The organism is Brevundimonas sp. NPDC046655 (assembly GCF_044901625.1).
GTDB lineage: Bacteria > Pseudomonadota > Alphaproteobacteria > Caulobacterales > Caulobacteraceae > Brevundimonas.
This window is the reverse complement of the sequence record NZ_JBJDPV010000001.1, coordinates 1,082,041-1,102,656: the sequence shown is the minus strand read 5'-3', so window position 1 is coordinate 1,102,656 and position 20,616 is coordinate 1,082,041. Positions and strand designations below refer to the sequence as shown.

Genomic DNA, 20,616 nt, shown 5'->3' with positions numbered 1-20,616 from the left:
TCATCCCATGTGGTATTTCGCCTGGATCCTGGGCCTCGGCCTGGCGGTGGCGTTCGGCGTGCTGAACGGCGTCTGGCACGAGTTCCAACTGTTCGACGAAGGGGATGAGGGCCGCTCCGAGCCCTGATCGCTTCGGTCAATGAAATCAGCCTCTTCGATCTCGGTCGAAGAGGCTTTTTCATGCGTACTTCCATGGTCTTGCGCTGGATCAAGGCGTCAGGGGCGGGGGGATGGAAGAGTGTTCCCGACATCGAAGCCGGACCCTCCCTCGATCCGGCGATTGTCGGGGATTGATACCGATGAAAACCGCCGCCGCCCTTCTGGCCGCCGCCAGCGTCCTGACTCTGGCGGGCGCCGCCTCCGCCCAAAATTCTAGGGTTATGGACGCCGCTCCCGAGCCCGTCGGCAAGGGCACGCTGATCGTCACCGGCCGCATGACCGGCGTCCTGCCGCAGGCCGACGACGCCATCCTTACCGCCGCCGGCGCCGACAGCGGCCTGGAGGTCGACGTCAGCGACGACTGGATGCCGACCCTGGGCTTCACCTATTTCGTCGCCGACCACTGGGCCGTCGAAGCCATTCTGGGCGCCACCCAGCATGAGGTCCGCGCCAAGGGGGCGGGAACGGATGTTGCTGTGCACGAGACCTGGGTCCTGCCCCCCATCGTGACGCTGCAATACCGCCCAACCCCGAACGCGACGATCAGCCCCTATGTCGGCGCCGGCGTCAGCTACATGGCCTTCTTCGAGGGCAAGGATAAGAACGGCTTCGAGGTCGATCTGGACGACGGCTTCGGCATGGCCTTGCAGGCTGGCGCCGACTGGAACCTGTCGGGGCCATGGACCCTGAACCTCGACGCCAAGAAGGTCTGGTTCGACACGGACGCCAAGATCAACAACGGCGCGCTGAAGAGCAGCGTCAGCCTTGATCCCTGGGTCGTGTCGGTGGGCGTCGGCCGGAAGTTCTGAGGTCAGAGCTTCGAGGTCGATGCGGGGCGGGGGTGCGGGACGTCAGCCCGCGCCCCCTTCGTCCCTCCAAGCCGCGCCTTTCGGCTCAGGCGGCGCCTTCACCCATTCTTTTCGGCTCAGGCTGCGCCTTCGCCCAGCGCCTTCAGCGCCTCTGGATCGGGCAGGGCCACCTCATTGTTCGGCAGCAGCTGGATCAGGCCCGAGGTCTTGAACTGGGTGAAGACCCGGCTGACCGTCTCGATGGTCAGGCCCAGGTAGTCGGCGATGTCCAGGCGGGTCATGGGCAAGTGAACGCGGCCCTCGGCGCCGCCCAGTTGCACCTGCCGCGCCGACAGGCGGGTCAGGAAGCTGGCGATCCGCTCGCGCGCTGTCTTGCGGCCCAGCAGGACGATCTGTTCCTGCGCCGCCATCAGCTCGTCGCCGGCCATGGCCACCAGACGGTGCTCCAGCGCGGGCAAGGCGTTCAGCAGCTGATCGAAGTCGCCGCGCCGGAAGCGACAGGCGCTGAGCGGCGTCAGGGCCTCGGCGGTAAAGCTGGAGGGTCCGCGACCGCCCAGACCCAGGAAGTCGCCCTGGAACAGGAAGCCGGTGATCTGGCGCCGACCGTCGGGCAGCAGGCGATACAGCTTCACTGCGCCCTCGACGACGTTGAAGACGAAGGGGTTGGGATCGCCCTCGTGGAACAGGGCCTGGCCCGGCTGGGCCGTGATCGTCTCGCTGGCGCAGGCCATGCTCTGCAGTTCATGGCCCTTCAGGTCGGCGCAGACGCCCAGCGGCCGCGCCCCGCAGGTCGCGCAGGGATGGACGTCTTCCAGTCGGACGTCGGCAGGATCGGCGGCGGGTTCGGCCAGGGCGGCGTTACGGGCGGTCATGGTCGGCTCCAGCATTGCGCTGCAGCCTAGCTGAACGCGGATCGCTTTCGAAGTGGGCAGGCTGTCCTAGGCGACGTCTTCGGCATAGCGCAGCTTTGCGCCCAGCCGATGCGCCAGGGCGGTCAGCTCCACCGCCAGACTTTGCCGCACCAGAGGCCGCACGCCCATTTCCCGGACCACGAAGGGGCCGGCCCACAGGGTCTCGCCGTATTCCAGATCCGGTTGACGCCACCAACTGACGAAGCCCAGGACGCCGCCGCGCTGATTACGGGCGCTGAGGATGCCGCGACTGTCGGGGGCGGCGCGCCAGTCGCGCAGGAAGGTGCGCCATTGGTCCGCGCCCAGATCGGGCCGCCACATTCGGGCGAGGGCGAACTCGGCCGGCGCCTCGGCCTCAGTGAGGGGAACGACATCCAGGCGCGGCGCGTCTGGCATCAGGCGGGACTCGGTCATGCGGCCATTTCGCGCGCTCGGGGCCAAATCGCCTTGATCTGTGTCAAGGTGAACCCGGCGGCCCCGCCGCAGGTTCTCTCAGCCAAGGAGTTCAGGTCATGACCGCAGAGTCGACATCCAGCGTGGTCCCCATCCACGGCGGCGCGGTGGCCGCGATTTTGAAGCTGCTCGACGGCCAGCGGCTGATGACCCTGGCGTCCAACCGCGCCGACGGACGGCCCCAGGCCAGCACCCTGGGCTATCTGAACGACGGGCTGAACCTTTATTTCGTCACGGCGCGCGACAGCGAGAAGCTGCGCAACATCATCGCCGATCCGCGTGTCGGCGTCGCCGTGCGCGGCGTGGCCGGCGAGGGGGAGGCGGTCGGCCTGTCCATCGACGGCCGGGCCGAGGAGGTGACCGACGGCGACGAGGTGCAGCGTCTGAACGATCTGATCATCAAGCGTTCGCCCGAGATTAGTCCCTGGGCCCCCGGCGGCGATGCAGTGGCGGTGGTCAAGGTGATTCCCGAACAGGTCGAGGCGGTGGCCGTGATAGACGGCCGCAGCCGCGCCCAGACCTTCTCGATCGGCGATCCCGACCGCGTCGTGCATGGCGTCAGCTATGAGCCGAGCGCCGTGGCGCGGCTGTTCTGAACAAAGCTGCGCATCTATCGACGGTTATCGTGAAACGCCCCTTGAAATGCGATCGGCCGTCAGGCATATGCGCCCCTCTGGCGAGGTCAGCGCCGTCGAGCTTGCTCACGGCGCATTGATCTTTGTCCGGGACACTAGGAGTGTAGCTCAGCTGGTAGAGCATCGGTCTCCAAAACCGAGGGTCGTGGGTTCGAGTCCCTCCGCTCCTGCCATTCCCCCTGTCGCAGTCGCTTGGGAGTTCCCATGTGAGGCGACAGGTTCCAGAGGTTGAAGAGACGTCATATGGCCAAGGCGAAGACCCCCGGCGGTCGCCGCACCGTGGGAAACCAGACCGCAGCCGCCGCATCCGGCGCCGCAACGGTCGCCGTTGACGCGCCTGCACCCAAGAAGAAGACGTCGCCTGCCCAGTTCTTCAGCCAGGTTCGCGCTGAAGCCCGCAAGATCGTCTGGCCCAGCCGCAAGGAGACCTGGATCACCTCGGTGATGGTCTTCATCATGGTGCTGATCGCCTCGGCCTTCTTCTGGATCGTCGATACGGGGCTGGGCTTCGCGTCCCGCTTCATTCTCGGCCTCGGCCAATAAAGGAGACGCGCACATGAGCGATGCAGCGCCCAAGCCGGCGGCCAACCCCCGCCACAAATGGTATATCGTCAACGCCTACTCGAACTTCGAAAAGAAGGTCGCGGAGCAGCTGCGCGAGCAGGCGAAGCAACAAGGCCTGGAAGACGCCTTCTCCGAAATCCTGGTTCCGACCGAGGAAGTCGTCGAGATCCGTCGAGGCCGCAAGGTGAACTCGGAACGCAAATTCTTCCCCGGCTACGTGCTGGTGAAGATGGAGATGACCGACAACGCCTATCACCTGGTCAAGAACACGCCGAAGGTCACGGGCTTCCTGGGCGCCGCGGGCGGCACCAAGCCCCTGCCGGTCTCGGAACGTGAAGTGCAGAACATCATCGGCGCCGTGGAAGAGGGCGTCGAGCGTCCGAAGCCCACCATCCGCTTCGACATCGGCGAGACCGTCAAGGTCATCGACGGTCCGTTCGCCAGCTTCGACGGTCAGGTCGAGAGCGTCGACGAGGACAACGCCCGCCTGCGCGTGGCCGTCTCCATCTTCGGTCGCCCGACCCCGGTGGATCTGGAATACAATCAGGTCGAGAAGACCGCCGGCTAAGCCGGACCTTTTCGGTTCAGACATTCGAGGGTCGCGCCTGCGGCCCTCGTTTGCGTTTGCAGGGCCGCCCTGCTAAACGCGCGCCTTCGCCCGTCGGCCTTCGAGTCGATCGGCGGCAAATCCGTGGGAGGCAGCCATGCCGGACCACGGCTCACCGGCCCCTTCAGTCTCTGTCGGGGTCATCCATAGGAGAGACCAATGGCCAAGAAGATTCTCGGCTATATCAAACTGCAAGTTGCGGCCGGTTCGGCCACGCCTTCGCCCCCGATCGGCCCGGCGCTGGGTCAGCGCGGCGTCAACATCATGGGCTTCTGCAAGGAGTTCAACGCGCGCACCGAGAAGGTCGCCAAGGGCACCCCGCTGCCGACCGTCATCACGGTCTACCAGGACAAGTCCTTCACTTTCATCACGAAGACGCCCCCGGCGACCTTCTACCTGAAGCAGGCCGCCGGCATTAAGTCGGGCGCCAAGCTGGTCGGTCGCGAAACCGCCGGCAAGGTCACGCAGGCGCAAGTCCGCGAGATCGCTGAAGCGAAGATGAAAGACCTGAACGCCAACGACATCGATGCCGCCATGCGCATCATCGAAGGTTCGGCCCGCGCGATCGGCATCCAAGTGGTGGAGGGCTAATCCATGGCTAAGCAAACCAAGGCTCAGAAAGCCCGCACCGGCGTCACCCAGGAGCTGATGTCGTTCTCGGACGCCATCAAGCTGGTCAAGGACAACGCCAAGGCCAAGTTCGACGAGTCGATGGAAATCGCCGTCAACCTGGGCGTCGATCCGCGTCACGCCGACCAGCAGGTTCGCGGCGTGGTCAACCTGCCGTCGGGCACGGGCCGCGACGTCAAGGTCGCCGTCTTCGCCAAGGACGCCAAAGCTGACGAAGCCCGCGCCGCCGGCGCTGAATACGTCGGCGCCGAGGATCTGTACGAGCAGATCAACGGTGGTCTGATGGACTTCGACCGCGTCATCGCCTCGCCCGACATGATGGCCCTGGTCGGCCGTCTTGGTAAGGTCCTGGGCCCGCGCGGCCTGATGCCGAACCCCAAGGTCGGCACCGTGACCCCGAACGTCGCCCAGGCCGTCAAGGACGCCAAGGGCGGCGCCGTCGAGTTCCGCGTCGAGAAGGCTGGTATCGCTCACGGCGGTATCGGCAAGGTCTCCTTCACGCAGGAAGCCCTGGAAGCCAACGTCAAGGCGTATGTGGACGCCCTGAACAAGGCCAAGCCCTCGGGCGCCAAGGGCACCTATGTGAAGCGCATCACCCTGTCGTCGACGATGGGCCCGGGCTTCAAGGTCGATCCGGCTTCGCTGGGCTGATCTCAAGCCTCGCGCTGAAATGACGAAGACCCCGGAGAGCGATCTCCGGGGTCTTTTGTTTTTGGGGGCCTGCCGCGCATTCGCGCTACTTGAGGCCCGCGTTTCTGGACCTGCCGGGCTCAGTAGCCGACGGTGAAGCGCTGGCGGCTGTGCTTGGGCGCTTCGATCTCGTCCGCCATGGCGATGGCGTAGTGGGGGAAGGAGATGGCGCTGCGGCCGTCGGCCGTGACCAGCAGACTGTCGCCGCCCAGCCGGAATTGGCCGGTGCGGTCGCTGCCGTCGAACACGGCGGACGGCGACAGGAAGGTCCAGTCCAGCTCATCCTCCTGACGCAGGCGGTCCAGGAAGCGCCCGCCCGCCGAGGCCTCAGCCTTGTAGATCTCGGGGAAGTCCGGGGTGTCGATGACCTTCAGGCCCGGCGCCGCCTCCAGGCTGCCGGCGCCGCCGACCACCAGATAGCGCGGAACTCCAGCCGCCTTGACCGCTGCGATCAGGGCGTCGGGCTTGGTGTCGATGAACATGATGGCGCTGACCACGGCGTCCGCACCCTCCAGCAGGGCAGGCAGGGCGTCGGCGGCGTTCACGTCGCCGCTAACGGGAGTAATGCCTTCGCCGGTGGGGATGGCTGCCGGGTTGCGGGCCACGCCCGTGACCTGATGGCCGCGACGGGCGAGTTCCTTGGTGATTTCCGATCCGGCGCGGCCGCTGGCGCCGAGGACTGTGACTTTCATGGGGAGGACTCCATAGGTTACCAATGGAGACCAGGTGTGATATTGGAAGCAACCATGCAAGAAGGCACCGAAACCTCATCAGGTCACCCTGCGGGAACCGCCCCGACGCTTTGGCGCGGCGACGTCTACGCCGCCAACTGCCCGACGAGGCTGCTGCTGGACCGCATCGCGGACAAGTGGACCGTGCTGCTGCTGACCACGCTGGCGGACGAACCGATGCGCTTCAACGCCCTGAAGCGACGGATCGAGGGGGTGTCCCAGAAGATGCTGAGCCAGACCCTGCGCCAGATGGAGCGGGACGGGCTGGCGACACGCACGGTCGAAGCCACGGTGCCTGTGTCCGTCACCTATGCGATCACGCCCCTGGGGCTCACGTTGGTTCAGGCCTTGCAGCCTGTGATCGACTGGGCCGAGACCCGGATGCCGGAGGTGGCGCTGGCCCAGGCGGGCTACGACGCGGCTCAGGGCCGCTGAGCACTAATGGTTGCAGGAAACGATTTCCGTGTTCTGACGACTTGACGGCAGGGGGGTAATTCCGGTCTTGGGGCGCAGTCGCTTCGGGCGGCCCTTTCGGAGACGACTGATGCTGAGCTGGTTCCAGGCGCTGCTGCCCAAGGAAGACAACTTCTTTCGCCTGTTTGACGCCCACGCCGCCACCCTGGTGAAGGGCGCGCAGGCCCTGCGCGGCATGATGGACGGCGGCGAGGCCACGCCCGACTGGTGCCAGAAGATCGTCGATCACGAGCATGAGGCCGACGATGTCGCGCGCGAAGTCCTGTTCGCCGTGCGTCGCAGCTTCATCACCCCGTTTGACCGCTCGGACATTCGCGGCCTGACCAACTCGCTGGACGACACCATCGACCAGATGCAGAAGACGGCCAAGGTCGTGACCCTGTACGAGATGCGCGAGTTCGCCCCCAAGATGCGCGAGCTGGCGGACATCGCCGTTCAGTGCGGCGCCCTGACGGCGGAGGCGGTGTCCCTGCTGCCGGCCATGCGCAAGAATCACGACCGACTTAACGAGTTGACCGAACAGATCGCCAAGCTAGAGAGCGCGAGCGACACCCTTTACGACGAGGGCATGAAGGCGCTGTACGAGCTGCATCGCCACGACATGACCGGCGGCAATACGCTGTGGTTCATCATCGGCGGCGAGGTCTATGACCACCTCGAGAAGATCATCGACCGGTTCGAGGATGTGGCGAACCGCATCAACGGCGTTCTGGTCGAGCACCTGTAGGGTCCGATGGATCACGCCCTCCTGATCCTGATCTTCCTGATCGGCGTCGCCCTGCTGTTCGACTTCCTGAACGGCCTGCACGACGCGGCCAATTCGATCGCCACGATTGTCGCGACGCGGGTTCTGCCGCCGATCTATGCGGTCGGCTGGGCGGCCTTCTTCAACTTCATCGCCTTCCTGTTCTTTGGCCTGCATGTGGCCGATACCATCGGGCGGGGCATCATCTCGCCCGACATCATCTCGGATCAGGTGATTTTCGGCGCCCTGATGGGGGCCATCAGCTGGAACGTCATCACCTGGCTGGCGGGCATTCCGTCCTCAAGCTCGCACGCCCTGGTCGGCGGCTTGCTGGGCGCGGGCATCGCCAAGGCCGGGACCAGCGCGGTCGTCATCGCCGGGGTGCTGAAGACGGTCGGCGCCATCTTCATGTCGCCGGCCATCGGCTTCCTGTTGGCCCTTCTGCTGGTGCTGATCGTGTCCTGGCTGTTCGCCAAGGCCAACCCGGCCTTTGCGGACCGGATTTTCCGCGGGCTGCAGTTCGTCTCGGCCTCGGCCTATTCCCTGGGCCACGGCGGCAATGACGCGCAGAAGACCATGGGGATCATCGCCATTCTTCTGTACTCGCGCGGGATGCTGGGCGGTGAGTTCCACGTGCCCTTCTGGGTCGTCATCACCTGTCAGGCGGCCATCGCGCTCGGCACCCTGTTCGGCGGCTGGAAGATCGTCCACACCATGGGCTCGCGCATCACGCGTCTCAGCCCGCAGCAGGGCTTCTGCGCTGAGACAGGCGGGGCCATCACCCTGTTCGCGGCGACCAGCATGGGCATTCCGGTGTCGACTACCCACACCATCACCGGCGCCATTGTCGGCGTGGGCGCGGCCAAGCGGGTCTCGGCCGTGCGCTGGAGCGTGGCGCGCAGCATCGTGACGGCCTGGTTCATCACCATGCCCGCTGCTGCGGCGATTGGCGCGATCTTCTATTTCGTCGGCGGCTTTTTCCTGACCTGATGAGCGCGACCGCCCGAACAGAAACTTCCGAGACGCGTCAGGTCGCAGCCCTGCCGTGGCGGCTGGGCGACGACGGCGTCGAGGTGATGATGATCACCTCGCGCGAGACGCGACGCTGGGTCATCCCCAAGGGCGGCCGCATGGTCGGCAAGACCGATCCGCAGGCGGCGGCTCAGGAAGCCTATGAGGAGGCAGGGGTTCAGGGCGAGACCCTTGAGGCTCCGGTCGGCCATTTCCGCTACGCCAAGCGACTGAAGACCGGCGCCGAACAGGCCTGCGTGGTCGCCGTCTATCCTCTGGAGGTCCTGATTCAGTTGGGGGCCTGGCCCGAGGACCAGCAACGCCAGCGCCGCTGGATGAAGCAGGCAGACGCCGCGGACGCCGTGCATGAAGCCGATCTGGCGCAGCTGATCCGGGATTTTCGACCGCAGTAGGTGCATGGCGAACGTCGTTCGACTTCGCTATGAGTTGCGGCAGGAGAACTCCATGCGCCATCTCGCCGCCATCGCGATCATCGCCAGTCTGTCTTTCGGAACGGCGGCCTCGGCCCAGACCTCAGAGCGACAGGCCCTGGCCGAACGCTATGTCCAACTGTCCATCACCGGCATGGACAAGGCTATGCAGGAACTGCTCGACGGACAGGTCGCTCAGTGGGACGCCTCGGTACCCGAGGAGCAAGCGAGGTGGTTTCGCCGTCACGCTCTGCAGATCATGAACACCCACATGCGGCCCATGATCGATGAAATGACCCGCGACTATGCCGAGCGCTTCAGCGAGGCGGAGCTTGGGGCGCTCGTCGCTTTCTACGAGACGCCGATGGGGCGCGGGATCGCGCGCAAGCAGATGGAGGCGGGCATGGCCCAGGGCGAGATCATGCAGCGGTTCGAGGTGGCCTATCTGACCGATCTGATGACCAAGTTCTGCGCCGAGTTCGACTGTCAGGGCGAGGCCCCGAAAGGGCAGGCCGCGAGAAAGCCTTCGGCCCGTTGATTTATCCGCCCAGCCGTGTATAGAGCGCGGCTTCTCGTCAGGGCTTCGGCCTTGGCGGATCCTGTCCGAGAACTTCGGGACGCGGGGGTCGCCTGCGTCATAATCGTCAGAGAGCCTTCTGACGCCGTGGGGAGATGGGGATGCAAAGACCTTTCATCCAGCCGTTTTCGGCCGGATAGGCCTGCTTCCTTCGGACAATAAGACCGGCCTGAACGCTGTGCAGCGATGCATGGCGCTTAAGCCAAATCCGTCGTCGGGAATTAGCCCGGCGGCGAATACCAAACTGGAGACCGCAATGGACCGCGCACAAAAAGCCGAGTCGATCGAATCGCTGAAAAGCGTGTTCGCCGACGCGGGCGCCGTGGTCGTGACCCACAACCTGGGTCTGACCGTTGCGGAGATGGAAGACCTGCGTGGTCGCCTTCGTAAAGAAGGCGGCGCGTTCAAGGTGGTGAAGAACCGTCTGGCGCTGAAGGCGCTGGGCGTCGAGGAAGGCTCGGCCTACCACGATCTGTTCAAGGGTCCGGTGGGCATCGCCTACGCCGCTGATCCGGTCACCGCTGCGAAGGTCGCGGCTGAATTCGCCAAGGGCAACGACAAGTTCAAGCTCATCGGCGGTTTCATGGGCGACAAGGTGCTGGACGCTGCTGGCGTCGACGCCCTGTCCAAGCTGCCGTCGCTGGACCAACTGCGTGGCAAGCTGATCGGCCTGCTGCAAGCCCCGGCGACCAAGGTTGCTGGCGTCCTGCAAGCACCCGCCGGCCAACTGGCTCGCGTCTTCAACGCGTACGCGACCAAAGACGCCGCCTAAGCCTCGTCATCTCTGCATATCTCTCTGAACCTCATCCTACCGAAGGAAGACTAAAATGGCTGATCTCGCCAAGATCGTTGAAGAACTGTCGGCTCTGACCGTCCTGGAAGCCGCTGAACTGTCGAAGCTGCTGGAAGACAAGTGGGGCGTCTCGGCTGCTGCTCCGGTCGCCGTTGCTGCCGTTGGCGGCGCTGCTGCTCCGGCTGAAGCTGCTGAAGAGCAAACCGAGTTCACCGTTGTCCTGGTTGACGGCGGCGACAAGAAGATCAACGTGATCAAGGAAGTCCGCGGCGTCCGCACCGACCTGGGTCTGAAGGAAGCCAAGGACCTGGTCGAAGGCGCTCCGCAGAACGTCGTCGAGAACGTCTCGAAGCAAGTCGCTGAAGAGCTGAAGAAGAAGCTCGAAGAAGCCGGCGCCAAGATCCAGATCAAGTAAGATCGGATTTTGCGCTTCGACCCTCGGGTCGAGGCTCAGACTTCAAGGAACGGGTCGGGGGAAACCTCCGGCCCGTTTTCTTTTGGGCGTGGCGGATCGTTCTGGGGGTCCCCATCTGTGACCTCCACAATCGAAAGGACGCCCTCCCATGAAGATCCTGATGGTCCTGACGTCGCACGACCAACTCGGCGATACCGGCCAGAAGACCGGCTTCTGGCTGGAAGAGTTCGCCGCCCCCTATTACGCCCTCAAGGACGCCGGGGCTGAAATCGTGATCGCCTCGCCCAAGGGCGGACAGCCGCCGCTGGACCCCAAGAGCGACGCCGAGGACGCCCAGAGCGAGGACACCCGCCGCTTCAAGGCCGACGCCGAGGCCCAGGCCGCGCTGGCGAGCACGGTCAAACTGGCCGATGTGAAGGCTGAGGATTTCGACGCCGTCTTCTATCCCGGCGGGCATGGACCGCTGTGGGACTTGGCCAATGATCCCGTCTCCATCGGCCTGATCCAGGCCTTCGCCGCTGCGGACAAACCGACAGGCTTCGTCTGCCATGCGCCCGGCGTGCTGAAGGACGTGAAGGGCGCGGACGGCCAGCCCCTGGTCAAGGGGCGGGCCGTCACCGGCTTCACCAACAGCGAGGAAGAGGCCGTGGGCCTGACCCAGGTCGTGCCCTTCCTCGTCGAGGACATGCTGGCGGCCAACGGCGGGCGCTACAGCAAGGGCGCTGACTGGGCCTCATACGTTCTGACGGACGGGACGCTGGTCACCGGCCAGAACCCCGCCTCGTCGCGCGAAGCGGCCGAGGCGCTGCTGAAGCTGCTGAAAGCCTAGGCGACAGGCGCATACGAAAAACGGCCCGGGAGCGATCCCGGGCCGTTTCTGTTTCTGACGCGGCCTTAGCGACGGCGCGGGCTGAGGATGTCGCCGATCCGGTCCGGCGCGCCGGGGATGCGCTCCAGACGCGGGTAGCGCAGGCCGTCGTGGTAGTCGAAGGCTACGGTGCGGTAGCGGTCGCCGTTCTTGAGCAGCAGGCCGATCGGCTTGTCCGTGCCTTTGGCGGCGGTGACGGCGTCACGCAGCACCTCGGCCGAGGCGGCGCGGTCGTTGACGGCGACCAGTTCCCAGCCGGGACCGATGTCCGCCTCGAAGGCGCGGCCGCCCCAGCGAATGCCCGTCAGCTTGTTCGACGAGGACAGGGTGAAGCCCAGGGAATACTGGAAGTCGGTGGCCCAGCCGGACTGGATGCGCTTTTCACCGGCGGTCAGGCTGTCGGTGTAGGTCAGGCGGTAGCCGCCGCGCGCCAGACCGTCCAACGGGGCCTTGGCGTCCGGGCCGCTGGCGTCCAGCCGGGTGCGCAGGAAGCCGGCCCAGTCGTGCGGATGGACGGCGTTCAGGGCCGCGACCACGTCGTCGAAGGTGTAGCCACGCGGCGCATAGGAGCCGTCGTCGCCGCCGAAGAAGCCCCTGGCGAAGTCGTCCAGCGACTTCTTGCCGCCCGTGGCCTCGCGGATCAGGGTGTCGGCGTCCAGCCAGATCAGCAGGCTTTCGCGGTAGTAGTCGCCGGTGCCGCGCATCCACGACGAATAGGGATTGCTAGTGCGGTAGCCGAGCAGGTTGTGGTTGTTGACGTCCTGCAGCGGGCGCCATTCGCGGCCGGGCTGGTTGTCGTAGAAGGCGGCGTTCTCGGCCACGGTGACCAGAATGTCGTCCTTGGAGGCCAGGCCCGAGCGGGCGGTCAGGACGTCGCCCCAGTATTCCGTCTGGCCCTCATAGACCCACAGAAGGGTGTTCTGGGTCGGGATGTTGTGGTTCGCGGTCAGTTCGTCGGCGGGGCGCTGGCGCTTTCCGTTCCAGGCGTGGACGAACTCGTGAGGCAAGAGGCCGACCGCGCCCATGCTCTTGCCCCAGTTGGTGAAGAAGTCGGTCGGGACCGAGTTCTCCGACGAGCGGTGATGCTCCAGGCCGATGCCGCCCATCTTGGATGTGGCGGCGACCAGGAAGTCGTAGCGGTCATAGGGGCGGGCGCCGAACAGGCGGTCGGTTTGGGTCACCAGGTTCTCGAACCAGGCGATCTGCTCCGGCGTCGGGGCGATGTGCTTGGCTTCGTCGGCGACGATGTTCAGGTGAACCGCCTCGCCGCGCGGGTCGATCTCGACGCGCTGGAAGTGGGCGCCGCCGAACAGGGGGCTGTCGATAAGGGTGTAGAGGTCGGTGGGGCGGAAGGTCGCCACGCCGTTCTCATAGCGCTCGGTGTCCAGCGCCACGCCGTACTTCCAGCCCTCGGGCAGGCGGATTGACGGGGCGAGGGTGATGCCGGTCGAGCGGTAGCCGGCCGGGTAGAGCAGGGCCTTCTCCCACTGCATGTTGACCATTTCCGGCGTCATGACGACGCGCCAGGTCGCGTTGTCGGGCTGGGTCAGCCACTGGAACTCGACCACGATCTCGCTGACGCCCTGCGGCACGTCGATGTGGAAGGCGTTGGGGTCGATGGTGTCGCGCAGCCAGTCGATGCGGTTGCCGCCGCCCGTTACGGTGACGCCCGAGATCAGTTGGATCGGGCCGGTGGCGGCGTGGTTGCCGGGCAGGAACTTGGGATAGAGCAGGACCAGAGGTCCGGCCTTGACCGGGATGGTCTGGCGGACGCGGACGATCTTGCGCTCCACGTCGGTGGCGTCGACCTCATACTTGATGACGCCGGGATAGGTCTCGGCGGTCGGCGCCGGGATCGGCGGCAGGGCGCGGGGCAGGCCGAGCGGCGTGTTCTGGGGCGTCGGCGAGGCCGGCGCCTGCGGGCCGGTCCAGGCCTGAGGAGCATGAGCCAGGGCGGTCGAAGCGACCGAGGTCAGCAACAGGGCGAGGGCGGCGGCGGGCAGGCGTCGGGTCATCGGGTATCCAGAACTCAGAGGTAATCAGGCGTAAGGCTTGGCAGGCGGCGTCAGCGACGGCGAGGCGACAGGATGTCGCCCAGCCGGTCCTGCGTCCCCTCGATCCGCTCCAGGTGCGGGTAGCGCAGGCCGTCGTGGTAGTCGAAGCGGACGGTCTTGAAGACGTCGCCGTTCTTGAGGATCAGCTCGATGGGGGCGGATGTCCCCTTGGCGGCGGTGACGGCCTCCTTCAGCGCCTCGGCCGAGGCGGCGCGGCCGCCGACGGCGATCACTTCCCAGCCTGAGGTCAGGCCCTGTTCGAAGGCCGGGCCGCCCCAGACGACCGAGGTGATCCGGTTTGTCCGGTTCATCATGAAGCCGAGCGAATAGGTGAAGTCGTTGCGGCCCAGTTCCTTGTAAAGCGCGCCCATGTAGCCGGACGGCCGCTCCTTGAAGACCAGGCGGTATCCGCCGCGCTCGATGCCGTCCAGCGGACCGCGCGAGTCGGGACCGACGGCGTCCAGACGCTCGCGCAGGAAGGCGGGCCAGTTGTTCGCCTGTACCCCGTTCAGCGTCGAGGTCACGGTGTCGAAGGTGTAAGGGGCCGGGTTCCAGTCACCGTCCTCGACGCCGAAGAAGGCCTTGGCGAAGTCGTCCAGCGACTTCTTGCCGCCGGTCTGCTCGCGGATCAGGGTGTCGGCGTCCAGCCAGATCAGCGAGCCCTCGCGGTAATAGTCCTCGCTGCGCTGGTAGCTGCCCCAGGGCTGAGGGCGGCGCTGGGCGATGATGGGGTCGTTGGTGGTGTCCTGCATGGCGCGCCACTGGCGGCCGGGGATGTTCTGGAAGCTGGCGGCGGTCATGGCCAGGACGTCCAGCGCCTGTTGCTTGCTCATCAGGCCGGCGCGGGCGGTCAGGACCAGCCCCCAGTACTGCGTCTGGCCCTCATAGACCCAGAGCAGGGAGTTCTGCAGCGGCTCGTTAAGGTTGGGCGTCATCTGGTCGGCGGGGCGGCGCCACTTGCCGTTCCAGCTGTGGGTGTATTCGTGGCCCAAGAGGTCGCGGTCGGCCAGGGTCCCTTCGCGGTCGGTGAAGTATTTGGGATCGACGCTGTTCTCGGACGAGCGCTGGTGCTCCAGACCAATGCCGCCCAGCTTGTCCGTCACCGCCACGAGGAAGTCGTAGTGGTTGTAGTGGCGCGCGCCGAACAGACGGTCGGCCTGCTGGACCAGATTGCGGTGCAACTGGATATGTTCGTCCGAGGCTTCGAGCATCTTGGCGGTGTCGGCCACGACATTGAGGCGGACGGGCGAGCGACCGCCCGGATCAAGGTCGATCTGGCGATAGTGCTGGCCCGCGAAGACGGGGCTGTCGGCCAGATGGTCGAGGGTGATGGGGGCGAACGTCGCCAGGCCGTTCTCGAAGCTGACGGTGTCGAGGCCCGCGCCGTAGTTCCAGCCGGCGGGCAGCTTCAGGGTCGGCTTGAAGGTGATCTGACGCGAATAGTAGCCGGCGGGATAGAGCAGGGCCTTCTCCCACTGGATGTTCAGCATCTCGGGGGTGACGACCACGCGCCCCTGACTGCCCTCGATCGGGGTCAGCCACTGGAAGGCGACCTCGATCTGGCTGACGCCGGCGGGGACCTCGATCTGATAGGCCCAGGGCTGGACCGTGTTGCGGACCCACTCCAGCCGCTGACCGTTGGCGGTGAACGTCAGGCCGCCGACGTTGGCGACGGGACCGGCGGGGCTGTGGTTGCCCGGCAGCCATTGCGGATAGAGCAGGACCATGGGCCCGGCTCGAGTAACCGGAATGGTTTGACGCACCTGGATCAGCCGACGGTCGATGTCGGTGGCGTCTACCTCGAGGCTGATGACGCCGGGATAGGCGACGTCGCGCGGGGCCGGGATGGGCGCAAGCGCCACGGGCAGGGCGGGCGTGCCGACCTGGGCCAGCGCGGGCGCGCCCATTGAAATCAGCAGGGCGGCGGCGCTGACGGCCAGGGCGAAACGCTTCATCACAGAAAATCCGGAAACAGCCGCCCCCACGCGGCCCGATGCGGGGCGCAGACCACAATGTGTCGCACCCTGCGTCAAGCCGTATGACGAAGCTGTGTCAGCTCGCCGGGTTTACTTCCAGAAGCTCGACGGTGAAGCGCAGCACCGAGTTTGGCGGGATCTCGCCGCCGACCCAGCGCGCGCCATAGGCCAGGTCGGCGGGGATGACGAACTCATAGGTCTCGCCGGTGCGCATCAGGGCGACGCCCTCGGTCCAGCCCTTGATGACGCGGTTCAGCGGGAAGCTGGCCGGTTCGTTGCGCGAGTAAGAGCTGTCGAACTCGCGTCCGTCGATGAAGGTCCCGCGATAGTGGACCTTGACGGTGTCGGTCGCGGTCGGCTGGACGCCCTCCGGCCTGGCCTTGCCGACGCGGCGGTACTGCAAGCCCGAAGGCGTGGTGGTCCAGCCGCGCTGCTGGCCGTTCCACATAAGATAGGCGGCCTGACCGACCTCCCAGTTCTCTTGGGTGGCGGGGCCCTGCGGCGGGACAGGGGCGGTCGTGGCGGGCGCTGTGGCGCAAGCAGGCAGGGACAGGGCGAGGGCGGTCGCGGCGAGCGCGGGCAGGGCGATACGGTTCATACCGCTAGGCTTATCACGCCGGTCGAAACTGTCACCTGTCTGCGCCAGAGGCCTTTATTTCGCCGGAGATCGGCGTATATATGCGCGCTCCGCAGATTCCAAGAATCCCGCGCGAAAGCGCCGAGGCCCGGTTTGTCGCCCTCCGACCGGTGCGCAGGCGTCGCTCCTTTCCCAAGGAGCGGGCATATCAGGCGCCCTGATCCCGTAGCGGATCGAGGGTGGGCGCCGCGAGAACTTACGGTCACGGATCGCTGTTTGGCGTTCCGTGGCTGCTGCATTGACGTCGGGTCTTCATTCCTTTGTGGGGGTGAGCTCGCGATTGGGAAAACAGAATGGCAAACTCCACTGACGGTCTCGCCCTGGGTAAGATCGCCTCCGCCACCTCGTTCACCGGAAAGAAGCGTATTCGTCACTCGTTCGGGCGCATCCCCGAAGCGGTGAAGATGCCGAACCTGATCGAGGTTCAGCGCGCTTCCTACGAGCAGTTCCTGCAGCGCGAAGTGCGCAGCGGCCTGCGCAAGGACCAGGGCATCGAGGCGGTCTTCAAGTCGGTCTTCCCGATCAAGGACTTCAACGAGCGCGCCGTTCTGGAGTACGTGTCCTACGAGTTCGAGGACCCGAAGTACGACGTTGAGGAGTGCATCCAGCGTGACATGACCTTCGCGGCTCCGCTGAAGGTCAAGCTGCGCCTGATCGTCTTTGAGACCGAGGAAGAAACGGGCGCCCGTTCGGTCAAGGATATCAAGGAGCAGGATGTCTACATGGGCGACATCCCGCTCATGACGGACAAGGGCACCTTCATCGTCAACGGCACCGAGCGCGTGATCGTCTCGCAGATGCACCGTTCGCCGGGCGTCTTCTTCGACCACGACAAGGGCAAGACCCACTCGTCGGGCAAGCTGCTGTTCGCCGCCCGCGTCATTCCCTACCGCGGCTCGTGGCTGGACTTTGAGTTCGACGCCAAGGACGTGGTCTACGTTCGTATCGACCGTCGCCGTAAACTGCCGGCCACCAGCTTCCTGCTGGCCCTGGGCATGGACGGCGAGGAAATCCTCAAGACCTTCTACGAGACCGTGCCTTACGAGAAGCGCGGCGAAGGCTGGGTCACCCCCTACAAGCCCGAGCGTTGGCGCGGCGTGAAGCCGGAGTTCGACCTGGTCGACGCCGACACCGGCGAAGTGGTCGCGCAAGCCGGTCAGAAGATCAGCGCCCGCGCCGCCAAGAAGCTGGCCGACGGCGGTCTGGTTTCGCTGTCGCTGGCGGCTGACGCCCTGCTGACCAAGTATCTGGCGGCCGACGCTGTCAACTATGAGACCGGCGAGATCTACGCCGAGGCCGGCGACGAGCTGGACGCCGAAACGATCGCTCTGCTGGAAGAGCGCGGCTTCACCACCATCGACGTGCTGGACATCGACCACGTCACGGTCGGCGCCTACATGCGCAACACTCTGCGCATCGACAAGAACACGGGTCGTGAAGACGCCCTGTTCGACATCTATCGCGTCATGCGTCCGGGCGAGCCGCCGACCCCGGAAGCCGCCGAGGCCATGTTCAACTCGCTGTTCTTCGACGCCGAGCGCTACGACCTGTCGGCCGTGGGCCGCGTGAAGATGAACATGCGTCTGGAGACCCTCGAGGTTTCTGACGAAATCCGCGTCCTGCAAAAGGACGACGTGCTGAAGGTGCTGCAGATCCTGGTCGGCCTGAAGGACGGCCGCGGCGAGATCGACGACATCGACAACCTGGGCAACCGTCGCGTGCGTTCGGTCGGCGAGCTGCTGGAAAACCAGTACCGCGTCGGTCTGCTGCGCATGGAGCGCGCCATCAAGGAGCGCATGAGCTCGGTCGATATCGACACGGTCATGCCGCACGACTTGATCAACGCCAAGCCGGCCGCCGCCGCCGTGCGTGAATTCTTCGGCTCGTCGCAGCTGTCGCAGTTCATGGACCAGACCAACCCGCTGTCGGAAATCACCCACAAGCGTCGCCTTTCGGCGCTTGGCCCGGGCGGTCTGACCCGCGAGCGCGCCGGCTTCGAAGTCCGCGACGTTCACCCGACGCACTACGGCCGCATCTGCCCGATCGAAACGCCGGAAGGCCCGAACATCGGTCTGATCAACTCGCTGGCCACCCACGCGCGTGTCAACAAGTACGGCTTCATTGAATCGCCGTACCGTCGCGTGAAGGACGGCAAGGCCACGGACGAGGTGGTCTACATCTCGGCCATGGAAGAGGCGAAGCACGTTATCGCCCAGTCCAACATCGAGCTGAAGGCGGGCGAGATCGTCGAGGACCTGGTCCCCGGCCGGATCAACGGTGAATCCCAGCTGCTGACCAAGGCCGACGTCGACATGATGGACGTGTCGCCGAAGCAGGTCGTTTCGGTCGCCGCGGCCCTGATCCCGTTCCTGGAAAACGACGACGCCAACCGCGCACTGATGGGCGCCAACATGCAACGTCAGGCCGTGCCGCTGGTGCAGTCGGACGCGCCGCTGGTCGGCACCGGCATGGAAGCGGTCGTGGCCGTGGACTCGGGCGCTGTGGTGATCGCCAAGCGTGACGGCGTCGTCGAGCAGATCGACGGCACGCGTATCGTTCTGCGCGCCACCGGCGACGTGGACGCCGGTCGCTCGGGCGTCGACATCTACCGCATGTCGAAGTTCCAGCGTTCCAACCAGTCGACCTGCATCAACCAACGCCCGATCGTGCGCGTGGGCGATGAAGTGAAGGCTGGCGACGTGATCGCTGACGGTCCGTCGACGGATCTGGGCGAACTGGCTCTGGGCCGTAACGTCCTGGTCGCCTACATGCCCTGGAACGGCTACAACTTCGAAGACTCCATCCTGATCTCCGAGCGCATCGTGCGCGACGACATCTTCACCTCCATCCACCTCGAGGAATTCGAAGTGATGGCGCGTGATACGAAGCTTGGGCCGGAAGAAATCACCCGCGACATCCCGAACGTCGGCGAGGAAGCTCTGCGCAACCTCGACGAAGCGGGCATCGTGGCCATCGGCGCCGAAGTCCAGCCGGGCGACATCCTGTGCGGCAAGGTCACGCCGAAGGGCGAAAGCCCGATGACGCCGGAAGAGAAGCTGCTGCGCGCCATCTTCGGCGAGAAGGCTTCGGACGTCCGCGACACCTCGCTGCGTCTGCCGCCCGGCGTCGCCGGCACGGTCGTCGACGTGCGCGTCTTCAACCGTCACGGCGTCGACAAGGACGAGCGCGCCGTCGCCATCGAACGCGCCGAAATCGAACGCCTCGGCAAGGACCGTGATGACGAGCTCAAGATCCTTGAGCGCAACGTCTATGGCCGCCTGAAGCCGCTGCTGCTCGGCAAGGACGCTGTCTCGGGCCCGAAGGGCATGGGCCGCGGCGAAGTGACCGAAGAGAAGCTGGCCGAAGTGTCCAAGGGCCTATGGTGGCAGATCGCCCTCGACGACGAGAAGGCGATGGGCGAGCTCGAGGCCATGAAGAAGCAGTTCGAGGACGCCCGTAAGGCGCTCGACCGTCGCTTCGAGGACAAGGTCGAGAAGCTGCAGCGCGGCGACGAGCTGCCGCCTGGCGTGATGAAGATGGTCAAGGTCTTCGTGGCCGTGAAGCGCAAGCTTCAGCCGGGCGACAAGATGGCCGGCCGTCACGGCAACAAGGGCGTCATCTCCAAGATCCTGCCGATCGAGGACATGCCGCACCTGGACGACGGCACGCACGTCGACATCGTTCTGAACCCGCTGGGCGTGCCTTCGCGCATGAACATCGGTCAGATCTTCGAAACCCATCTGGGTTGGGCCGCCGCCGGTCTCGGCAAGCAGATCAAGGGTCTGCTCGATAACTGGATGGACGGCGGTCTGCGCGAGGCCCTGGTCACGCGTCTGACCGAGATCTACGGCGCTGACACGCCTCTGCCGGAATCGGACGAGGACCTGATCGAGCTGGCTCAGAACCTGGCCAAGGGTGTGCCCTTCGCGACCCCGGTCTTCGACGGCGCGCACATCTCCGACATCGAGGACCTGCTGGAGTCGGCCGGTCTGGATCGTTCGGGCCAGTCGATCCTGTTCGACGGTCAGACGGGCGAGCAGTTCAAGCGTCCGGTCACGGTCGGCTATGTGTACATGCTGAAGCTGCACCACTTGGTCGACGACAAGATCCACGCCCGCTCCATCGGCCCGTACTCGCTCGTCACCCAGCAGCCGCTGGGCGGCAAGGCGCAGTTCGGCGGTCAGCGCTTCGGGGAAATGGAGGTCTGGGCTCTGGAAGCCTACGGCGCCGCCTACACCCTGCAGGAAATGCTGACGGTGAAGTCCGACGACGTGGCCGGCCGCACCAAGGTCTACGAGGCGATCGTCCGCGGCGACGACAGCTTCGAAGCCGGCATTCCCGAGAGCTTCAACGTGCTCATCAAGGAAATGCGCTCGCTGGGCCTGAACGTGGAGCTGGAGAACAGCTGATTGGAGCCTGAAGCCCTCTCCCGCTCGGCGGGGGAGG

General features: G+C 65.6%; 22 protein-coding genes and 1 tRNA gene. 17 read left to right on the top strand and 6 right to left on the bottom strand.

Annotation, left to right across the window (positions count from 1 at the left end; translation table 11 throughout):
• Positions 1-7 precede the first annotated feature (7 nt).
• Together cydX and ACI2KI_RS05470 are read left to right on the top strand one after the other, a co-directional pair.
• Entirely contained in the window at positions 8-127 is a 120-nt protein-coding gene (gene cydX / locus ACI2KI_RS05475) for a cytochrome bd-I oxidase subunit CydX (RefSeq protein WP_114818411.1), read from the top strand.
• A gap of 172 nt (positions 128-299) precedes the next feature.
• Positions 300-968, top strand: coding sequence for an OmpW family protein (locus tag ACI2KI_RS05470; RefSeq protein ID WP_404618369.1), 669 nt, complete (start codon positions 300-302; stop codon positions 966-968).
• Positions 969-1,084: 116 nt separating this feature from the next.
• Here the strand turns inward: ACI2KI_RS05470 and ACI2KI_RS05465 are convergent, their stop codons facing one another.
• Together ACI2KI_RS05465 and ACI2KI_RS05460 are read right to left on the bottom strand one after the other, a co-directional pair.
• The gene (locus ACI2KI_RS05465; RefSeq protein WP_404618367.1) at positions 1,085-1,840 is read right to left on the bottom strand and encodes a Crp/Fnr family transcriptional regulator; all 756 of its coding nucleotides are present in this window, start codon (positions 1,838-1,840) and stop codon (positions 1,085-1,087) included.
• A gap of 66 nt (positions 1,841-1,906) precedes the next feature.
• A complete protein-coding gene (locus ACI2KI_RS05460) occupies positions 1,907-2,293 on the bottom strand; it encodes a hypothetical protein (protein WP_404618365.1) in 387 nt (128 codons plus the stop codon).
• 98 nt (positions 2,294-2,391) lie between these two features.
• Here ACI2KI_RS05460 and ACI2KI_RS05455 point away from each other — a divergent pair, with 98 nt between their 5' ends.
• The 6 genes from ACI2KI_RS05455 to rplA all read left to right on the top strand — a co-directional run bounded on the left by ACI2KI_RS05455 (position 2,392) and on the right by rplA (position 5,419).
• Positions 2,392-2,928, top strand: a complete 537-nt coding sequence (locus ACI2KI_RS05455) for a pyridoxamine 5'-phosphate oxidase family protein (RefSeq protein WP_312064520.1) — start codon at positions 2,392-2,394, stop codon at positions 2,926-2,928.
• A gap of 136 nt (positions 2,929-3,064) precedes the next feature.
• A tRNA-Trp gene (locus ACI2KI_RS05450) sits at positions 3,065-3,140 on the top strand.
• A gap of 70 nt (positions 3,141-3,210) precedes the next feature.
• Entirely contained in the window at positions 3,211-3,510 is a 300-nt protein-coding gene (gene secE / locus ACI2KI_RS05445; protein ID WP_105563605.1) for a preprotein translocase subunit SecE, read from the top strand.
• Between the two features lie 13 nt (positions 3,511-3,523).
• A complete protein-coding gene (gene nusG, locus ACI2KI_RS05440; RefSeq protein WP_404618362.1) occupies positions 3,524-4,099 on the top strand; it encodes a transcription termination/antitermination protein NusG in 576 nt (191 codons plus the stop codon).
• 198 nt (positions 4,100-4,297) lie between these two features.
• Complete coding sequence (rplK, locus tag ACI2KI_RS05435; RefSeq protein WP_292082345.1) at positions 4,298-4,729, top strand: 50S ribosomal protein L11; 432 nt, start codon at positions 4,298-4,300, stop codon at positions 4,727-4,729.
• A gap of 3 nt (positions 4,730-4,732) precedes the next feature.
• Positions 4,733-5,419 (top strand): 50S ribosomal protein L1, encoded by a 687-nt coding sequence (gene rplA / locus ACI2KI_RS05430; RefSeq protein WP_404618360.1) that lies wholly within the window; start codon positions 4,733-4,735, stop codon positions 5,417-5,419.
• 119 nt (positions 5,420-5,538) lie between these two features.
• Here the strand turns inward: rplA and ACI2KI_RS05425 are convergent, their stop codons facing one another.
• A complete protein-coding gene (locus ACI2KI_RS05425; RefSeq protein ID WP_404618358.1) occupies positions 5,539-6,150 on the bottom strand; it encodes an NAD(P)-dependent oxidoreductase in 612 nt (203 codons plus the stop codon).
• A 54-nt stretch (positions 6,151-6,204) separates the two neighbouring features.
• Between ACI2KI_RS05425 and ACI2KI_RS05420 the strand changes: the two genes are divergently transcribed.
• From ACI2KI_RS05420 to ACI2KI_RS05385, 8 genes are all read left to right on the top strand, one after another.
• Complete coding sequence (locus ACI2KI_RS05420) at positions 6,205-6,624, top strand: helix-turn-helix domain-containing protein (protein WP_312064524.1); 420 nt, start codon at positions 6,205-6,207, stop codon at positions 6,622-6,624.
• Positions 6,625-6,733: 109 nt separating this feature from the next.
• Positions 6,734-7,390 carry a DUF47 domain-containing protein gene (locus tag ACI2KI_RS05415; RefSeq protein WP_292082340.1) on the top strand — a complete coding sequence of 219 codons (657 nt, stop codon included), beginning with the start codon at positions 6,734-6,736 and terminating at the stop codon, positions 7,388-7,390.
• Between the two features lie 6 nt (positions 7,391-7,396).
• Positions 7,397-8,398 carry an anion permease gene (locus ACI2KI_RS05410; RefSeq protein WP_404618356.1) on the top strand — a complete coding sequence of 334 codons (1,002 nt, stop codon included), beginning with the start codon at positions 7,397-7,399 and terminating at the stop codon, positions 8,396-8,398.
• On the top strand, positions 8,398-8,832 hold the full coding sequence (locus tag ACI2KI_RS05405) for an NUDIX hydrolase (protein WP_292082338.1): 435 nt from the start codon (positions 8,398-8,400) through the stop codon (positions 8,830-8,832). The genes ACI2KI_RS05410 and ACI2KI_RS05405 overlap by 1 nt, the downstream gene beginning before the upstream one ends.
• 52 nt (positions 8,833-8,884) lie before the next feature.
• Positions 8,885-9,388 (top strand): DUF2059 domain-containing protein, encoded by a 504-nt coding sequence (locus ACI2KI_RS05400; protein WP_404618353.1) that lies wholly within the window; start codon positions 8,885-8,887, stop codon positions 9,386-9,388.
• A 295-nt stretch (positions 9,389-9,683) separates the two neighbouring features.
• A complete protein-coding gene (rplJ, locus tag ACI2KI_RS05395) occupies positions 9,684-10,199 on the top strand; it encodes a 50S ribosomal protein L10 (RefSeq protein ID WP_207826342.1) in 516 nt (171 codons plus the stop codon).
• A 55-nt stretch (positions 10,200-10,254) separates the two neighbouring features.
• Positions 10,255-10,635 carry a 50S ribosomal protein L7/L12 gene (gene rplL, locus ACI2KI_RS05390; RefSeq protein WP_105563615.1) on the top strand — a complete coding sequence of 127 codons (381 nt, stop codon included), beginning with the start codon at positions 10,255-10,257 and terminating at the stop codon, positions 10,633-10,635.
• A 148-nt stretch (positions 10,636-10,783) separates the two neighbouring features.
• Positions 10,784-11,464, top strand: coding sequence for a type 1 glutamine amidotransferase domain-containing protein (locus tag ACI2KI_RS05385; RefSeq protein WP_404618351.1), 681 nt, complete (start codon positions 10,784-10,786; stop codon positions 11,462-11,464).
• A gap of 65 nt (positions 11,465-11,529) precedes the next feature.
• Here the strand turns inward: ACI2KI_RS05385 and ACI2KI_RS05380 are convergent, their stop codons facing one another.
• The 3 genes from ACI2KI_RS05380 to ACI2KI_RS05370 form a co-directional block, all read right to left on the bottom strand.
• Positions 11,530-13,518, bottom strand: coding sequence for a M61 family metallopeptidase (locus tag ACI2KI_RS05380; protein ID WP_404618349.1), 1,989 nt, complete (start codon positions 13,516-13,518; stop codon positions 11,530-11,532).
• 50 nt (positions 13,519-13,568) lie between these two features.
• Positions 13,569-15,512 carry a M61 family metallopeptidase gene (locus ACI2KI_RS05375; RefSeq protein WP_404618347.1) on the bottom strand — a complete coding sequence of 648 codons (1,944 nt, stop codon included), beginning with the start codon at positions 15,510-15,512 and terminating at the stop codon, positions 13,569-13,571.
• A 97-nt stretch (positions 15,513-15,609) separates the two neighbouring features.
• Positions 15,610-16,131, bottom strand: coding sequence for an FKBP-type peptidyl-prolyl cis-trans isomerase (locus ACI2KI_RS05370; RefSeq protein ID WP_404618345.1), 522 nt, complete (start codon positions 16,129-16,131; stop codon positions 15,610-15,612).
• A 332-nt stretch (positions 16,132-16,463) separates the two neighbouring features.
• Here ACI2KI_RS05370 and rpoB point away from each other — a divergent pair, with 332 nt between their 5' ends.
• On the top strand, positions 16,464-20,579 hold the full coding sequence (gene rpoB / locus ACI2KI_RS05365; RefSeq protein ID WP_404618343.1) for a DNA-directed RNA polymerase subunit beta: 4,116 nt from the start codon (positions 16,464-16,466) through the stop codon (positions 20,577-20,579).
• Positions 20,580-20,616: the final 37 nt, after the last annotated feature.

Coding starts and splice junctions, on each gene's coding strand:
- cydX (WP_114818411.1), top strand. CDS start 8: ATGTGGTATTTCGCCTGGATCCTGGGCCTCGGCCTGGCGGTGGCGTTC.
- ACI2KI_RS05470 (WP_404618369.1), top strand. CDS start 300: ATGAAAACCGCCGCCGCCCTTCTGGCCGCCGCCAGCGTCCTGACTCTG.
- ACI2KI_RS05465 (WP_404618367.1), bottom strand. CDS start 1,840: ATGACCGCCCGTAACGCCGCCCTGGCCGAACCCGCCGCCGATCCTGCC.
- ACI2KI_RS05460 (WP_404618365.1), bottom strand. CDS start 2,293: ATGACCGAGTCCCGCCTGATGCCAGACGCGCCGCGCCTGGATGTCGTT.
- ACI2KI_RS05455 (WP_312064520.1), top strand. CDS start 2,392: ATGACCGCAGAGTCGACATCCAGCGTGGTCCCCATCCACGGCGGCGCG.
- secE (WP_105563605.1), top strand. CDS start 3,211: ATGGCCAAGGCGAAGACCCCCGGCGGTCGCCGCACCGTGGGAAACCAG.
- nusG (WP_404618362.1), top strand. CDS start 3,524: ATGAGCGATGCAGCGCCCAAGCCGGCGGCCAACCCCCGCCACAAATGG.
- rplK (WP_292082345.1), top strand. CDS start 4,298: ATGGCCAAGAAGATTCTCGGCTATATCAAACTGCAAGTTGCGGCCGGT.
- rplA (WP_404618360.1), top strand. CDS start 4,733: ATGGCTAAGCAAACCAAGGCTCAGAAAGCCCGCACCGGCGTCACCCAG.
- ACI2KI_RS05425 (WP_404618358.1), bottom strand. CDS start 6,150: ATGAAAGTCACAGTCCTCGGCGCCAGCGGCCGCGCCGGATCGGAAATC.
- ACI2KI_RS05420 (WP_312064524.1), top strand. CDS start 6,205: ATGCAAGAAGGCACCGAAACCTCATCAGGTCACCCTGCGGGAACCGCC.
- ACI2KI_RS05415 (WP_292082340.1), top strand. CDS start 6,734: ATGCTGAGCTGGTTCCAGGCGCTGCTGCCCAAGGAAGACAACTTCTTT.
- ACI2KI_RS05410 (WP_404618356.1), top strand. CDS start 7,397: ATGGATCACGCCCTCCTGATCCTGATCTTCCTGATCGGCGTCGCCCTG.
- ACI2KI_RS05405 (WP_292082338.1), top strand. CDS start 8,398: ATGAGCGCGACCGCCCGAACAGAAACTTCCGAGACGCGTCAGGTCGCA.
- ACI2KI_RS05400 (WP_404618353.1), top strand. CDS start 8,885: ATGCGCCATCTCGCCGCCATCGCGATCATCGCCAGTCTGTCTTTCGGA.
- rplJ (WP_207826342.1), top strand. CDS start 9,684: ATGGACCGCGCACAAAAAGCCGAGTCGATCGAATCGCTGAAAAGCGTG.
- rplL (WP_105563615.1), top strand. CDS start 10,255: ATGGCTGATCTCGCCAAGATCGTTGAAGAACTGTCGGCTCTGACCGTC.
- ACI2KI_RS05385 (WP_404618351.1), top strand. CDS start 10,784: ATGAAGATCCTGATGGTCCTGACGTCGCACGACCAACTCGGCGATACC.
- ACI2KI_RS05380 (WP_404618349.1), bottom strand. CDS start 13,518: ATGACCCGACGCCTGCCCGCCGCCGCCCTCGCCCTGTTGCTGACCTCG.
- ACI2KI_RS05375 (WP_404618347.1), bottom strand. CDS start 15,512: ATGAAGCGTTTCGCCCTGGCCGTCAGCGCCGCCGCCCTGCTGATTTCA.
- ACI2KI_RS05370 (WP_404618345.1), bottom strand. CDS start 16,131: ATGAACCGTATCGCCCTGCCCGCGCTCGCCGCGACCGCCCTCGCCCTG.
- rpoB (WP_404618343.1), top strand. CDS start 16,464: ATGGCAAACTCCACTGACGGTCTCGCCCTGGGTAAGATCGCCTCCGCC.